General features: G+C 69.4%; 14 protein-coding genes. 2 read left to right on the forward strand and 12 right to left on the reverse strand.

Features of this window, described 5'->3' with window-relative positions:
- Positions 1-26: 26 nt before the first annotated feature.
- A complete protein-coding gene (gene hxlB, locus ACXKZF_RS03740) occupies positions 27-602 on the reverse strand; it encodes a 6-phospho-3-hexuloisomerase (protein ID WP_243222854.1) in 576 nt (191 codons plus the stop codon).
- A 101-nt stretch (positions 603-703) separates the two neighbouring features.
- Here hxlB and ACXKZF_RS03745 point away from each other — a divergent pair, with 101 nt between their 5' ends.
- Entirely contained in the window at positions 704-1,543 is an 840-nt protein-coding gene (locus tag ACXKZF_RS03745; protein ID WP_488985421.1) for a helix-turn-helix transcriptional regulator, read from the forward strand.
- Here ACXKZF_RS03745 and ACXKZF_RS03750 read toward each other — a convergent pair.
- The 6 genes from ACXKZF_RS03750 to ACXKZF_RS03775 form a co-directional block, all read right to left on the reverse strand.
- On the reverse strand, positions 1,537-2,337 hold the full coding sequence (locus ACXKZF_RS03750; protein ID WP_488985422.1) for an HpcH/HpaI aldolase family protein: 801 nt from the start codon (positions 2,335-2,337) through the stop codon (positions 1,537-1,539). The two genes, ACXKZF_RS03745 and ACXKZF_RS03750, sit on opposite strands and share 7 nt — an antisense overlap.
- A complete protein-coding gene (locus ACXKZF_RS03755; RefSeq protein ID WP_488985423.1) occupies positions 2,322-3,107 on the reverse strand; it encodes an FAA hydrolase family protein in 786 nt (261 codons plus the stop codon). The genes ACXKZF_RS03750 and ACXKZF_RS03755 overlap by 16 nt, the downstream gene beginning before the upstream one ends.
- A gap of 231 nt (positions 3,108-3,338) precedes the next feature.
- Positions 3,339-4,526 (reverse strand): 3,4-dihydroxyphenylacetate 2,3-dioxygenase, encoded by a 1,188-nt coding sequence (gene hpaD, locus ACXKZF_RS03760; protein ID WP_055958726.1) that lies wholly within the window; start codon positions 4,524-4,526, stop codon positions 3,339-3,341.
- Positions 4,527-4,682: 156 nt separating this feature from the next.
- Positions 4,683-6,197, reverse strand: a complete 1,515-nt coding sequence (hpaE, locus tag ACXKZF_RS03765) for a 5-carboxymethyl-2-hydroxymuconate semialdehyde dehydrogenase (RefSeq protein ID WP_488985424.1) — start codon at positions 6,195-6,197, stop codon at positions 4,683-4,685.
- Positions 6,198-6,287: 90 nt separating this feature from the next.
- Positions 6,288-6,980: a GntR family transcriptional regulator gene (locus ACXKZF_RS03770; protein WP_055958719.1), complete on the reverse strand. Its 693-nt coding sequence runs from the start codon at positions 6,978-6,980 to the stop codon at positions 6,288-6,290.
- Entirely contained in the window at positions 6,980-8,533 is a 1,554-nt protein-coding gene (locus ACXKZF_RS03775) for a fumarylacetoacetate hydrolase family protein (protein WP_488985425.1), read from the reverse strand. Before ACXKZF_RS03775 ends, ACXKZF_RS03770 begins: the two co-directional genes overlap by 1 nt.
- Positions 8,534-8,653: 120 nt before the next feature.
- Here ACXKZF_RS03775 and ACXKZF_RS03780 point away from each other — a divergent pair, with 120 nt between their 5' ends.
- On the forward strand, positions 8,654-10,036 hold the full coding sequence (locus tag ACXKZF_RS03780; protein ID WP_488985426.1) for an MFS transporter: 1,383 nt from the start codon (positions 8,654-8,656) through the stop codon (positions 10,034-10,036).
- A 78-nt stretch (positions 10,037-10,114) separates the two neighbouring features.
- Here the strand turns inward: ACXKZF_RS03780 and ACXKZF_RS03785 are convergent, their stop codons facing one another.
- From ACXKZF_RS03785 to ACXKZF_RS03805, 5 genes are all read right to left on the reverse strand, one after another.
- Entirely contained in the window at positions 10,115-11,143 is a 1,029-nt protein-coding gene (locus ACXKZF_RS03785; RefSeq protein ID WP_055958710.1) for an RICIN domain-containing protein, read from the reverse strand.
- A gap of 488 nt (positions 11,144-11,631) precedes the next feature.
- Positions 11,632-11,988: an ArsR/SmtB family transcription factor gene (locus ACXKZF_RS03790; protein WP_488985427.1), complete on the reverse strand. Its 357-nt coding sequence runs from the start codon at positions 11,986-11,988 to the stop codon at positions 11,632-11,634.
- Between the two features lie 6 nt (positions 11,989-11,994).
- The gene (locus ACXKZF_RS03795; protein WP_488985428.1) at positions 11,995-12,987 is read right to left on the reverse strand and encodes a transketolase family protein; all 993 of its coding nucleotides are present in this window, start codon (positions 12,985-12,987) and stop codon (positions 11,995-11,997) included.
- A complete protein-coding gene (locus ACXKZF_RS03800) occupies positions 12,984-13,859 on the reverse strand; it encodes a transketolase (RefSeq protein WP_488985429.1) in 876 nt (291 codons plus the stop codon). The genes ACXKZF_RS03795 and ACXKZF_RS03800 overlap by 4 nt, the downstream gene beginning before the upstream one ends.
- 34 nt (positions 13,860-13,893) lie before the next feature.
- Positions 13,894-14,664: an SDR family NAD(P)-dependent oxidoreductase gene (locus ACXKZF_RS03805; RefSeq protein ID WP_488985430.1), complete on the reverse strand. Its 771-nt coding sequence runs from the start codon at positions 14,662-14,664 to the stop codon at positions 13,894-13,896.

Here is a 14,664-nt window from a genome sequence, read left to right on the forward strand (position 1 = left end):
TACTTTCTGCGGTGGGGAGGGAGGAATCATTCGAGGTTCGCGTGGCGCGGCCAGAGGTCGTCGGCCGAGAGCCCCGAGCGCTGCCACAGCGCGTCGAAGATCGCGTCGCCCACGAGCACGACGGCCTGCTCGAAGAGACCGCCCGCGTACTGCGTCGAGGAGGCTCCCGAGCGGTCGAGCTTCGCCGCGGCGGGCACCACGACGAGGGCGTCGGCAGTGCGGCCCAGCGGGGAATCGGCTGCCGTGGTGATCGCGACGATGCGCGCGCCGACCTCGGTCGCCGTGTCGGCCGCGCGGACGATTCCCGCCGTCGTGCCCGAGCCGCTCGCGGTCAGGAGCGCGTCGCCGGGGCCGATGGCCGGGGTGGTGGTCTCGCCGACGACGTGTACGTCGAGGCCGAGGTGCATGAGGCGCATCGCGGTCATGCGCAGCGCCAGGCCCGAGCGACCGGCACCGAGGACGAAGACGCGGTCGGCGTCGGTCAGCACGTCGAGGACGACGTCGAGACCGGTTGGCTCGGCGACGAGATGGTCGACGACCGCGGTCAGCTCCCCGGAGATCCGGGCGAGGGAGTCCGCTATGCGGGCGTCGGAAGAAGACATGCCTCCATGCTCCGCCTCACCGGGCGTGACCGTCGCCGGTCGATGGCACGGGCCTACCTACCCGAACGGGTAGGTGCCTGCCGGTGGGCTAGGTTTGGCGCGTGAACGAGTCGCCCGAACCGTCCCCGACCGCGTCTCGCGATTCCGCCATCGAGCACGAACGCATCGTCGCCGAGCAGGCCGACCGTCATGCCGTGACGCTCGAATCGGTGTTGGCGATCCTGCGGTCGACGAGGCTCGACGACCGGGCCGCGCGCGCCCTGGCCGTCGAGACCGCGGCTGCCGCCCTCGTCGATCTGCGGACGTCCACCGATCAGCAGCGCAGCGCCCTGCTGGAACCCGTGACCGGTGCGTTCGCTCGCCTGCGCACCGACCTCCGCCCGCTCGTCCGGCACGGCGACCTCGACGTGCAGTTCGTCGAGCCGCCGGCGACCGGACGTGCCCTGCCGGGCGAAGTCGCCCACGAGGCGCGGGCCATCGTCCGCAGCGCCGTGCTCGCCCTGCTCGACCGAGGCACCCCCCACCGCGTGCGCATCCAGTGGGACTGCGACGGGCTGAACCTGCTGGTCGGCATCCGCGACGACGGAGAGGGCACCCTCACCGCCCACGACGACTCGTTGGGGCCGATCGTGGAGCGGGTCAGCGCACTCAACGGCTCGTTCGACGTCGCTTCGACGCCCGGGTGGGGCTCTGAGCTGTCGGTCGTGCTGCCGCTGGATCCGCCGCCGCGGCCCGATTTCCTCGACGAGGCGGTCGACCTCAGCCCGCGCGAGAGCGAGGTGCTCAGCCTGGTCGTCGCGGGTTCGCGCAACCGCGCCATCGCGGAACGTCTGGGGATCAGCGAGAACACGGCGAAGTTCCACGTGTCGAACCTGCTGCGGAAGGCCGGCGTCTCCACGCGCGCGGAGCTGGCGGCGCTGGGGACCGCGCGCGGTCAGTAGCTCTCGCGCTCGCTGCTCCGCGGGGCGACGAAGCGCGCCGCGAGCGCCTCCGATGCGCGGGCGAGAAGGGCGACGTCGGCACCGACCGCGACGAAGTCGGCGCCCGCATCGAGGTACGCATCAGCGACGGCGGGATCGAAGGCGTTCACGCCGACCGGGGTCCCGGCATCCTGTGCTGCGGCGAATACCGCGTGCACCGCCGCGACGACGTCGGGGTGCGACTGCTGCCCCAGGAGCCCCATGGATGCCGAGAGGTCGGAGGGGCCGACGAAGACGGCATCCACCCCCTCGACGGCCGCGATCTCGGCGGCGTTGGCGACGCCCGCGGTCGTCTCGATCTGCACCGTCAGCGAGACGTGCTCGGCGGCCCCCGCGAGGTAGCCGTCGATGCGGTTCCAGCGGGCGCTGCGGGCGAGGGCGCTGCCGACCCCGCGGATGCCCGCCGGCGGGTACCGCGTCGCCGCGACCGCCGCGCGCGCCTCGTCGGCGGTGGAGATCATGGGGACGATGAGGTTCTGCGCCCCCACGTCGAGCACGCGTTTGATGATCACGGGGTCGTTCCACGGCACCCGGACGACCGGGGTCACCGGGTAGGCGGCGGCGACCTGCAGCTGGGTCAGCACCGACTCCAGCGAGGTCGCGGAATGCTCCATGTCGATGAGCAGCCAGTCGAGGCCGGAGCCGGCGGCGACCTCCGCGACCACCGCGCTGCCCGAGCACACCCACATTCCGGCGAGCGGGCGATCGGATGCCGCGAGGACGGCGCGGAAGGTGGGGCTCAGACGAAGCGGCACGAGATCGTTCCCATCGGTCCGTAGTCGCACAGCACGTCGTCGCCCCGCGACACCCACATCGGGCGTGTGAACGATCCTGCCAGGATGATCTCGCCCGCCTCCAGGCGCGCGCCGTGCTGGTGGAATTTGTTCGCGAGCCACGCGACGCCGGTGGCGGGGTGGCCGAGGACACCGGCGGCGACCCCCGTCTCTTCGATCTCGCCGTTGCGGCTGAGGACGCCCGGAACCCAGCGCAGGTCGATCTCGTCGGGGCGTTTGTGCACGTCGCCGAGCACCATCGCGCCGTAGGCGGCGTTGTCGCTGATGGTGTCGACGATGGTGCGGCCCTCGAGCTCGATGTGCGAATTGAGCACCTCGAGCGCGGGGACGGCGTAGTCGATCGCGGCGAGGGCGTCGTCGAGCATGCAGTCGGGGCCTTCGAGCGGCGCCTTCAGCACGAAGGCGAGCTCGACCTCGATGCGCACGTTCGAGAAGTGATCGACGGGGATCTGCGCGCCGGAGCGGTAGACGGTGTCGTCGAACATCACGCCGTAGTCGGGCTCGGTGATCCCCGTCGCCTGCTGCATCGCCTTGGACGTCAGCCCGATCTTGCGCCCCACGAGCGCGCGCCCCGCGGCGATCTGCGTGTCGCGCCAGCGGCCCTGGATCCGATACGAATCGTCGACCGTGGCATCCGGGTACCTCGTCGTGATGCGCGGGATGACCGCGTGGGCGCGGTCGGCCTCGGCGAGCTCGGCCGCGATGGCGTCGATCTGTGCGTCGGTGAGCATGCTGTCCTTCTTGCGTCGTGCGGACGTCGTCCCGATTGTGGTCAGGCGTTGTCCCCGGTCGTGCAGGCGGTGTCCCAGGTTCGGCGGCCTGGCGAGGGTGTGGGCAGCCGTTTGTGGGACGCGGTTGGTCGAGCGGGGTCGTGTCCCACTTTGTGCGGGAGGTGTCCCAGATTCGGCGGTGTGGCGAGGGCGTGGGCAGCCATAAGTGGGACGCGGTTCGCGGGGCGCCTGCTACAGCTGGTTGCCGAGCTTGAACTCGCCGGTGGGAGCGGAGACGGAGGAACCGGATGCCGAAGCCCCGGCGCCGACCTGCTCGGGCGGGCGCGTGTAGCTGAAGCCGTCGGCGCCGATCGTCACGGCCATCTCGCTCGAATCCGTGCGGGCGCGTACGGGCTGGGGTCTGCCGTCGAGGTCGAGCACGAGAGAGCCCTCGGTGTACCACGACGGAACGACCGGGTTGCCCCACCAGTCGCGGCGCTGGTTGTCGTGCACGTCCCACGTGATGACGGGGTTGTCGGGGTCGCCGGTGTAGTAGTCCTGCGTGTAGACCTCGACGCGGTGGCCGTCGGGGTCACGCAGGTACAGGTAGAACGCGTTCGAAACGCCGTGGCGGCCGGGGCCGCGCTCGATGGCGTCCGATCGGCGGAGCGCGCCGAGCTTGTCGCAGATGGCGAGGATGTTGTGCTTCTCGTGCGTGGCGAAGCACACGTGGTGCATGCGGGGCCCGTCGCCGCCGGTCATGGCGGTGTCGTGCACGGTGGGCTTGCGGCGCATCCACGCGGCGTAGACGACGCCGTCTTCGTCCTGGATGTCCTCGGTGACGCGGAAGCCGAGCGACTGCATGAAGTTCACCGCCCGGGGCACGTCGGGGGTGATCTGGTTGAAGTGGTCGAGGCGGACGAGCTCGCCGGGGGAGTACAGGTCGTAGCGCCACGACAGGCGCTCCTGGTGCTCGGTGTCGAAGAAGAACTCGTACGGGAAACCGAGGGGATCGACGACGCGCACCGAGTCGCCGATGCCCTTCGTGAACCCGTTCGGCTCGCGGCGCACCTCGCAGCCGAGCTCGCCGTAGAACGCGACGGCCTTGTCGAGGTCTTCCGCGCTGCGGACGCGATACGAGAACGCGGCCACCGCGGCGATCGGGCCCTGGCGCAGGACCAGGTTGTGGTGGATGAACTCCTCGGTCGAGCGGAGGTAGATCGCTTCGTCATCCTCCTCGGTGATGTGCAGTCCCAGGATGTCGACGTAGAAGACACGGGATGCCGCGAGGTCGGTGACCACGAGCTCCATGTAGGCGCAGCGCAGGATGTCGGGCGCGGGGGCTTTCGGCGTGGGGATCGGGTCGTCGGAGTGGATCGGTGCCTCCTGGGTCACCCAGAACCCCGAGGAGGTCTTCTGTTCTTCGGTGTGCTTTGCCATGGTTCGCGTCCTTGCGTGTGTGTCGGCGTCTGTGGGTCTGGGTGGCTTCGACGGGCTCAGCCACCGCGGGGCGGAGGTCCCTGAGCCTGTCGGGGGGACCGTGGTCAGTGTGCCTGTGAAGGGGCGGAGGTCCCTGAGCCTGTCGACGGGGCGGCGTCAGTGCGCCTTACCGAACGTGGGGTTGTGGGCGCCGCCGAGCGAGATGTGCACGGCCTGCTGATCGGTGTAGAAGTCGATCGAGCGGTAGCCGCCCTCGTGCCCGAGTCCCGAGGCCTTCACGCCGCCGAAGGGGGTGCGGAGGTCGCGCACGTTGTTGCTGTTCAGCCACACCATGCCGGCCTCGACGTTCTGGGCGAACAGGTGCGCGCGCTTCAGGTCGTTCGTCCAGACGTAGGCCGCGAGGCCGTAGCGCGTGTTGTTCGCGAGCGCGAGAGCCTCGGCGTCCGTGTCGAAGGGGGTGATCGCGACGACGGGACCGAAGATCTCCTCCTGGAAGATGCGCGCGTCGGGGGCGACGTCGGCGAACACCGTGGGGCGCACGAAATTGCCCTCGTCGAAGCCCTCGGGGCGGCCGCCTCCGGCGACCAGGCGCCCCTCGGTCTTGCCGATCTCGACGTACGACATGACCTTCGCGTAGTGCTCGGGGTGCACCAGCGCCCCGACCTCGGTCGCGGGATCGTCGGGGAAGCCGACGACCACGCGATCGGCTTGTGCTGCGTAACGCTCGACGAAGGCGTCGTACACCGAGCGCTCGACCAGGATGCGGCTGCCCGCGGTGCAGCGCTCGCCGTTGAGCGAGAAGACGCCGAAGATGGTGGCGTCGATCGCGGCATCCAGGTCGGCGTCGGCGAAGACGATCGCCGGGCTCTTGCCGCCGAGCTCCATCGACAGCCCCTTGAGGAAGGGCGCGGCGTTGCCGAAGATCAACTGGCCGGTGCTGCTCTCGCCGGTGAACGAGATGAGCGGAACGTCGGGGTGTTTCACCAGCGCGTCACCGGCGTCTTCGCCGAGGCCGTTGACGAGGTTGAACACGCCCTCGGGAAGACCCGCCTCCTCGAAGATGCCCGCCCAGAGCGAAGCCGAGAGGGGCGTGAACTCGGCGGGCTTCAGCACCACGGTGTTGCCGGTCGCAAGCGCCGGGCCCAGCTTCCACGACTCAAGCATGAACGGCGTGTTCCACGGGGTGATGAGTCCGGCGACCCCGATGGGCTTGCGGTTGACGTAGTTGAGCTGCCGGCCGGGCACCTTGAACGCGTCGTCGGTCTGGGCGACGATCAGGTCGGCGAAGAAGCGGAAGTTCTCGGCGGCGCGGCGGGCCTGGCCCAGCGCCTGGGTGATGGGGAGCCCGGAGTCGAAACTCTCGAGTTCGGCGAGGCGCTGGTCGCGTGACTCGACGATGTCGGCGATGCGGTGCAGCACGCGGGATCTCTCGCGGGGGAGCATGCGCGGCCATGGTCCCTCGGTGAAGGCCGTGCGGGCAGCGGCGACGGCGAGATCGACGTCGGCCTTCTTGCCTGCGGCGGCGGTCAGGTAGGTCTGGTTGGTCACCGGGTCGAGCACGTCGAACGTGTCCCCGTCGACCGAGTCGACGAAGGCGCCCCCGATGTAGTGCTGGATGCGCTCGGGCAGGTCGGCCGGGACGCGGCGGGTGGTGGTGAGGGGGGTGGTCATGCGGACTCCTTCGGTGGAGGGGTGGATGCCGGTGACGCAGGGCCCGTGGCGACGGTGCCGTCGGGGCGTGGGGTGTGCGGCATCCGGAGATCAGAAGGCGGGCAGGCCGAGCACCTGGTCGGGGTGCTCGTGGATCATGTAGGCGTCGAGGGTGGCCGAGCGGTGGCGTCGCGAGGCTTTCTCGATCTCGGCGAGTGGGGCGCCGGTCTCGATGAGCGCGAGGATGTTCTCGTGCTCACGCACCGACTCCGCAGCGCGGCCCGGCACGAAGCTGAAGGTGGAGTCGCGCAGGTGCCCGAGGCGAGCCCACTCGGCCTGCACCAGCTCGAGCATGCGCGGGTTGGCGCACTTGGCGAACAGGATGGCGTGGAACTCCTGGTTCAGCGCGGTGAACGCGCGCGGGTCGAAGTGCTCGAGGGTCTCGACCATCAGCTCGTTGATCTCGCGCGCGCGGCGCACGTCGTTCGCGGTGAGGGCCCGCGCGGAGAGCGCCGTCGCCGCCCCCTCGAGCAGGCTGAGCGCCTGCATGCTGAAGCGGTACGCGGTGTCGTCGACCATCGAGACGCGCGCGCCGACGTTGCGCTCGAACATCACCAGGCCCTCGGCCTCGAGCTGTCGGATCGCCTCGCGCACCGGCACGACGCTCATGTCGAGCTCGCCCGCGATCGTCCCCAGCACGAGGCGGTAGCCGGGGGTGAACTCCTGCGAGGCGATACGTTCCTTGACCCAGTGATAGGCCTGCTGCGATTTGCTGCGGGAGGTCGCGGGGGTCGTGGCATCCATCAGGCGTTCCTTTCGCTCTCGTAGCGGGCGCGACAGTCGGCGTTCATCGGGAAGAGTCCGTCGAGGGGATGACCGGATGCCACCTGGCGGGCGATCCAGGCGTCCTCCTCTTCCTGCGCGAGGGCGGCGTCGGCCACCTCTCCGGCAATGGCGGGAGGGATGACGATGACGCCGTCGCCGTCGCCGACGAGGATGTCGCCGGGTTCGACGGTCGTGCCGCCGCAGCCGACGGCCACGTCGGTCTCCCAGGGGACGTGCCGGCGACCGAGCACGGCCGGGTGCGGGCCGGCGGTGAAGACGGGGATGCCGACCGCGGCCACGGCTTCGGCGTCGCGAACGCCTCCGTCGGTGACGATGGCCGCGGCTCCGCGCGCGTGGGCGCGAAGGGCGAGGATGTCGCCGAGCGTGCCCGATCCGGTCTCGCCGCGGGCCTCGATGACGATGACCTCACCCTCTTCGACCGCGTCGAACGCGCGCTTCTGCGCGTTCTGTCCGCCACCGCGCGCGGCGAAGAGGTCTTCACGGTGGGGGAGGAAGCGCAGGGTCCGGGCCGTGCCGACGAAGCGGCTGCCGGGGGTGAGGGCGTGCACGCCGTCGATCGTCACGTCGTCGAGGCCGCGCTTGCGGAGCTGTCCGCTGAGGGCGGCGACGGGCACGCGCGACAACTTGTCGCGGAGCTCAGCGGTGAGCACCGGGTGGGCGGCATCCCCCGCGAGAACAGGGGATCCGGCGAGAACAGGACGATCCGTGTCGGAGTGTTCTGTTCCGGCGTGATCCCCTGTTCTCGCGAGGGCTCTTGCGGCCGCGGCCTCGGACGAGCCCCACGCCTCGGTGCGCTGGGTGTCGTCGACGCTCGGGAGCGACCCGATCTCGGCGTCGAAGGAGCGCCCGCCCTGCACCACCGTGGTGCGGAGCCGGCCGGTCGAATGGGAGCCGGCGTCCACCTGTACCTCGACGACCTGACCCGGCGTGACCACCGACGAGCCGGCGGGGGTGCCGGTGAGGATGACGTCGCCGGTTTCGAGGGTGAAGTGCTGCGACAGGTCGGCGATGATCTGGGCGAGCGGGAAGATGAGGCCCGCGGTGCTGTCGTCTTGGACGAGGTCGCCGTCGACCCAGGTGCGCAGGCGCAGCGCCGTGGGGTCGACCGCGCGGGCGTCGATGAGTTCCGGACCGAGCGGCGTGTAACCGTCGCCACCCTTGGACCGCACGTTGGAGCCCTTGTCGTTCGCGCGCAGGTCGTACAGACCGAAGTCGTTCGCGGCGGTGACGGATGCCACGTGCGACCACGCGGCATCCGGGGTCACCCACCGAGCGGGCTCGCCGATGATCAGCGCGATCTCGCCTTCGAACGCCAGGAGTTCGGTGCCGGCGGGGCGGACGATCTCGGCACCCGAGGAGGCGAGCGAGCTCGACGGCTTGAAGAAGTAGGACGGGGCCGCGGGGCGGCGGCCCCTCTGGTCGGCGCGCGAGACGTAGGAGAGGTGGACGGCAACGATCTTGCCCGGGCGCCCGTCGAGGACGGTGAACCGGGGGTCGGTGCGGTCGATCATGGAAGCTCCCTTGCGTCGTATCCGAAATCGTATACGATGACCAACGCCCCCGCAAACCGCGCCTCGTCACCGACGACGACGCCGGGGGGCCCATGACGACGACGTCTCGAAGGAGTCCCCATGTCTCGCTCGCAACCGCCGGGATTCACGCCCACCGGCACCATCTCCACGTCGACGGACCGCCGCCGCGTGGTCTTCGCCACCGTTGTCGGCACCACCGTCGAGTGGTACGACTTCTTCCTCTACGCGTCGGCTGCGGGGCTGGTGTTCGGTCAGCTCTTCTTCGCACCCGCCGGCCCCGGCATCGCGCAGATCCTGGCGTTCCTCACCGTGGGGTTGAGCTTCCTCTTCCGCCCGCTCGGCGCCTTCCTCGCCGGCCACCTCGGTGACAAGTACGGCCGCCGGGTCGTGCTGATGCTGACGCTCATCCTCATGGGAGCCTCGACCACCCTCATCGGCGTCCTTCCGACGTACGACGTCATCGGCGTCGCCGCCCCCGCGCTGCTGATCCTGCTGCGCGTGCTGCAAGGCATCTCGGCCGGTGGTGAATGGGGCGGCGCGGTGCTCATGGCCGTCGAACACGCCCCCAAGGCCAAGCGCAGCCTGTTCGGCGCGTCGCCGCAGCTCGGTGTGCCCCTCGGCCTGCTGCTCGCGAGCGGCATGCTGGCGCTCATGGCGCTCATCGCCCCCGGCGACGCGTTCCTCGCGTGGGGCTGGCGTGTGCCGTTCCTGCTGTCGTTCGTGCTCATCCTCATCGGCTACTACGTGCGCCGGAAGGTCGAGGAGAGCCCGGTGTTCGTCGAGATCGCCGAACGCAAGGAGCAGACCCGGATGCCGATCGTGCAGCTGTTCCGCAAGCACGCGCTGCTCGTGATCATCGCCGCGTTCGTGTTCGCCGGCAACAACGCCGTGGGCTACATGACCACCGGCGGCTACATCCAGCGGTATGCGACCAATCCCGACGGTCCGTTGGGCCTGGCGACGGCCGAGGTGCTCGGCGCCGTGACCCTGTCGGCGGTGTCGTGGTTCGTCTTCACCTGGATCGGCGGTTGGCTGGGCGACAAGATCGGGCGCCGCAACACCTACGTCATCGGATGGATCGCGCTGCTCGTGGCGATCGTGGCGCTGTTCCCGCTCGTCAACTCCGGCAGCGTGGGGATGCTCGCGCTGGGTCTCGTGCTGCTGACGGTCGGTCTGGGCCTGACGTACGGTCCCCAAGCGGCGCTGTATGCCGAGCTGTTCCCGGCATCCATCCGCTTCTCGGGCGTCTCGATCTCCTACGCGATCGGCGCCATCTGCGGTGGCGCGTTCGCCCCGACCATCGCGACCGCGCTCGTCGACGCGACCGGAACGACCGTGTCGGTGACGGTGTATCTCGCGATCATGGCGGTGCTCGGACTCGTCGCGACCCTGCTGCTGCGCGACCGCAGCGGCATCCCCCTCGGCCCCGACCACGAGGCCGAGCAAGAGGTCAGCCCGATCCGCGGGTTGTCGCGGGTTTGAGGACGATCCCGGCACCCGAGGCGTCCCGCGTGAGACGGGGACGCGCTCGGGGCCGGGATCGGCCTGCCGTAGGGGTGATTACATGCCGTCGGTCAGCATGGATTGCACCAGCTTCACGTGCCTGTCGAAGTTCTGCCCGCTGAACTCGTTGTTGTAGTTCAGGCCGTAGGGGTAGATGTGCACCCCGCTGCAGTTGAGGTTCGCGCCGGAGCCGTCCCACGTCCGCAGCAGCGGCAGGGCGGAGTCCCAGCCGCCGTACTGGCACTTGTTGAAGAACGCGTTCGACTGCCCGACGCCGAAGGTGTGAGACATCTCGTGCAGCGCGGTGCCCTCTTGCATGTAGCCGCGGTTCCATCCGAAGCGGATGTAGCCGGAGAGGTTCGCATCGGCGGTCTCGACCCAGGGCGCGTACGCCACGGTCAGGTGCCGGTGGATGTTGTCGAGGCGGTTGTAGCGCTCGACCGCGCGGTCCATGGCGTAGGTGATCTTGTCATAGGCGTCCAGCTCATCGGCCGAGGGGTTCGAGGAGCGCTCGAGCGACCACGTGATCTTCTGCCAGGTCGGGTCCGAAGACACCCAGCGCTGGTTCTTCCCGCCGTTGCACGTCCACTGGCTGGCTGCGGTGCCATCGATCTGGTCGTACCCCGGGATCTCGAGGCACAGTTCGTTCTGCCGGTTGACGATATTCGCGCCGCCGCCGACGTCGGTGATCCTCCACTGCTGGTTGGTTCCCCCGTTGCACGTCCACAGCGCCACCGGTGAGCCCGGTGCCGTGGCGGCGTTCAGATTGTCGAGGCACAGGCCGCTGAGGACATTCTTGATCTCCGCGTAACCCGTGCCGAGGTCGGTGACCGCCCAGCGTTGGACGTCGCCCTCGCCGCACGTGTACTGTCGCACCTCGGTACCGGGCTGTGTGCCGGAATCCCAGTTGTCCAGGCACATGCTGCTGTGCTGGTTGCGGATCTCCTGGGCACTTCCGGTGCCGACGGGGGCCGTGACGGCCTGGGCCGGGGCGCCGCCCGCCAGGGTCGTCGTACCCGCGATCAGGATGGCCGTGAGAGCTCCGAGGAGTCTCTTCTTCGTTGTGGACTTCGTTGTCCGGGACATTGTCGCCTTTCGTTGTCCTCACGCATCCTTGCGACACCTGAGGGGTCCGGGGAGCCGGTGGCCGACGTGGCCGGCCGGATCCGTATCGGGGACGGCTCCGTGGCGGTGTGACTCCGGAGCGCCCGCGAATGTCGGTGTTTTCTTGCCCGGCTTCACATAGTGAGGCAGGCGAGAACATCCTACGAATCCGGCGAGAAGAAGACCACCCCTTCGGGCGAAATGTCGATTCTCTCCCTTCCTGAACGCTCTTTTTACCGAAATCGCTGGGACAATGGGGTCGAGTCTTCGACGGGCGTCGAAACACCCCGGCGTCGGAAAATGCGTGCCGCAGTCCCATTCCTGGGATGTCTTCCCTGAATCAGAAGGCGACGAGGGCGAGACGACACCTCCGGGATTCCGCGTTGGTGCTCCCCGTGGACCCCCGGAGTGTGGTCAGGTGCAGGATGCGCGCGCAGGACACCGTGCCGGAGTGTGCGGGACGGACGCCGTCATGCCGTGACTCCGACCGGCGGGCTCTCCGCGTCCGCGGGAAGCTCCAGTGCGGCGTCCACGAAGGGCAGAAGCCAGTCGTCGACCATCAGGATGCCGCAGAGGTCGATGCTGTGCAGAAGGCGTGTGCCGTCGCGGCGGGCGCGAACGAACCCGGCGTCTCGGAGCGCTGCGAGCTGTCGTGACGCCGTGAAGCGGTTGGTCTCGGTAGCAGCGGCCAGGGCCGTGATCGTCATCCCCTCGCCGCCGTCGCGGTGCGCGCTCAGCAGCACCTCGAGCAGCGCGCGGCGCTCGATGAAGGACAGGGCCGCCAGCTTGCGTCCGAGCTCGTCCTCAGACGCGACCGTGCTCGGCATGCCCGCTCACCCGAGCGCGCGGAGCACGGTGGACACGACGGCATCGGTCGAGAGACCGTACCGGTCGTGCAGGGTCGGCAGTGCGCCGGCATCGAGGAACCGGTCGGGGAGACCGATGGGGACGACCCGCCGACCGACCCCGCGGCGAGCCAATGCCGATGCCACGGTCTCGAACAGCCCGCCGATCACGGTGTGATTCTCCAACGTCACCGCGAGGCGGGGAGTGTCGATCTCGGCCACGACGGTGTCCTCGTCGAAGGGCTTCAGCGTCGGGGCGTGCACGACTGCCACATCCACGTGGTGCGCGGCCAGTGCCTCGGCGGCCTGCAGAGCGCGCATCGTCATGAGACCGCTCGAGACGAAGACCACGTCAGCGCCGGGACGCAGGACCGCCGCCTTCCCGAGCTCGAAGGTGTAGTCGTACTCGTCCAGAACCGTGGGGACTTTGCCGCGCAGAAGGCGCAGGTAGGTGGGTCCGTCGGAGGCGGCGAGCTGCGGGACGGCCTGCTCGATGTCGACGGAGTCGCACGGATCGACGATGGTCAGGTTGGGCATTCCGCGGAAGATCGCGACGTCCTCGGTGGCCTGGTGGCTGGGGCCGTATCCGGTGGTGAGGCCGGGCAGGCCGCCGACGATGTTGACGTTCAGAGAGGGCTCGGCGATGTCGAGGCAGATGAAGTCGTAGGCGCGGCGGGCGGCGAACACCGAGTAGGTCGAGGCGAACGGCACCAGACCGATCTCGGCCATGCCGGCCGCGGCGCCGAAGAGGAGCTGCTCTGCCATCCCCATCTGGAAGAAGCGTCCCGGGTGGGCATCGCGGAAGATGTGCATGTCGGTGTACTTGGCGAGATCGGCGCTGAGTCCGACGATGCGCTCGTCCGACTCTGCGAGCTCGGCGAGGGCGCGGCCGAACGGTGCGTTCGCGGTCTTCTGGCCGGGGTCCGCGAACGACGCGATCATCGCCGACGTCTTCAGCTTCGGCGGGGTCGTCGCGCTCATCGTCGTGCTCCTTCGTATCCGGCGATCAGCTGCTCTCGGCAGATGGCCCATTCGTGCTCTTCGATCCTCATGAAGTGGTTCTTCTCCCGGTCTTCGAGAAGAGGGACGCCGCGTCCGACCTTCGTGTCGCAGATGATCACGTGCGGTCGACCGACCGGGTTGCGGTCGCCGATCGCATCGAAGGCCCGTAGGAGCGCGCCGACGTCGTTCCCGTCGACGCGGTGCGCCTCCCATCCGAAGGACTCCCACTTGGCCTCGACGGGCTCGATGCTCAGCACGGATGCCGTCGGACCGTCGGCCTGCAGGGCGTTCATGTCGACGAGGGCGATCAGGTTCCCCAGGCGGTGGGATGCCGCGCCCATCGCCGCCTCCCACGTCGAGCCTTCGTTGAGCTCGCCGTCGGAGAGGAAGTTGATGATCCGCGAGTCGGAGCCCAGGTGGCGAAGGCCCAGCGCCATTCCCACGGCGACGGTGAGACCGTGCCCGAGCGATCCGCCGGAGATCTCCATCCCGGGCGTGTAGCTGGCCATGCCGGACATCGGCAGACGCGAGTCGTCCGACCCGTACGTCTCGATCTCCTCCCGGGGGATGATGCCGGCCTCGGCCAGCGCCGCGTAGAGCCCGATGGCGTAGTGGCCCGTGGACAGGAGGAAGCGGTCGCGTTCCTTCCATTCCGGCTCTTCGGGGCGGTGCCGCAGCTGGTCGGTGTACACAGCGGCCAGGATGTCGGCGGCGCCGAGTGCTTGGCCGATGTATCCCTGCCCTTGCACCTCACCCATCCGCAGGGCATTCAACCGCACCCGCTGCGCCGCATCTCGGGTCGCTCGAACGCGTTCGGTCAGATCGGTGGCGATCGTCGAGGCTGTGCTCACGATGCAACTCCTTCGTCAGTCGTGTGCGGGGCGGTCAGTGCAGGTGCGAGCCGCCGTTGATGTCGATCGTGGTCCCCTGCAGGTAGGAGGCCGCGTCGCTGGAGAGGAAGACGAAGACGGCGGCGACCTCTTCGGGTGTCGCGGTGCGTCCGAGGGGGATGCCGCTCACGATCGCCGCCTCCTGTTCGTCCGTGCTGCCCACCCGGATGTTCGTGTCGACGGCGCCCGGGGTGACGGCATTGACCGTGACGCCCGTGCTTCCTAGCTCGCGCGCCAGCGCTTTGGTGAAGCCGAGGATGGCGGCCTTCGCGGCCGAGTACGGGACCTTGCCGAAGACGCCGCCGCCCCGCTGTGCGGACACGGACGACATGTTGACGATGCGTCCGAATCCCCGCTCGATCATGTCGGGGAGGAAGGCCTTCGTGACCAGGTAGGTACCCGTGGCGTTGACGGCCATCACCGTGTTCCACAGCTTCAGCGTCGTCTCCAAGAACGGAACGGGAGACGTGATGCCGGCGACGTTGGCGAGGGCGCCGACGGGAGGGAGGGTGCCGGCCCGCACGGCTTCGGCGATGCGCTCATGCGCGGTGGAAACGCTCTCCTCGTCGGCGACGTCGACGACCCCGCCGTGGGTGGGCACGCCGACCTCGTCGGCGATCCGACGGGCGACTCGCTCGGCGGCTGCGCCGTCGAGGTCGAGGATCACGACGGCCCAGCCCGCCTCGGCATAAGCGTGGGCTACGGCCTGGCCGATACCCCGGTCGGCGGCTGCGCCGGTGACAACTGCGGTGCGTGTGATGGTCAT

The organism is Microbacterium sp. ABR10 (assembly GCF_057812175.1).

Coding starts and splice junctions, on each gene's coding strand:
- hxlB (WP_243222854.1), bottom strand. CDS start 602: ATGTCTTCTTCCGACGCCCGCATAGCGGACTCCCTCGCCCGGATCTCC.
- ACXKZF_RS03755 (WP_488985423.1), bottom strand. CDS start 3,107: ATGCTCACCGACGCACAGATCGACGCCATCGCGGCCGAGCTCGCCGAG.
- hpaD (WP_055958726.1), bottom strand. CDS start 4,526: ATGGCAAAGCACACCGAAGAACAGAAGACCTCCTCGGGGTTCTGGGTG.
- hpaE (WP_488985424.1), bottom strand. CDS start 6,197: ATGACCACCCCCCTCACCACCACCCGCCGCGTCCCGGCCGACCTGCCC.
- ACXKZF_RS03770 (WP_055958719.1), bottom strand. CDS start 6,980: ATGGATGCCACGACCCCCGCGACCTCCCGCAGCAAATCGCAGCAGGCC.
- ACXKZF_RS03775 (WP_488985425.1), bottom strand. CDS start 8,533: ATGATCGACCGCACCGACCCCCGGTTCACCGTCCTCGACGGGCGCCCG.
- ACXKZF_RS03780 (WP_488985426.1), top strand. CDS start 8,654: ATGTCTCGCTCGCAACCGCCGGGATTCACGCCCACCGGCACCATCTCC.
- ACXKZF_RS03785 (WP_055958710.1), bottom strand. CDS start 11,143: ATGTCCCGGACAACGAAGTCCACAACGAAGAAGAGACTCCTCGGAGCT.
- ACXKZF_RS03790 (WP_488985427.1), bottom strand. CDS start 11,988: ATGCCGAGCACGGTCGCGTCTGAGGACGAGCTCGGACGCAAGCTGGCG.
- ACXKZF_RS03795 (WP_488985428.1), bottom strand. CDS start 12,987: ATGAGCGCGACGACCCCGCCGAAGCTGAAGACGTCGGCGATGATCGCG.
- ACXKZF_RS03805 (WP_488985430.1), bottom strand. CDS start 14,664: ATGACCATCACACGCACCGCAGTTGTCACCGGCGCAGCCGCCGACCGG.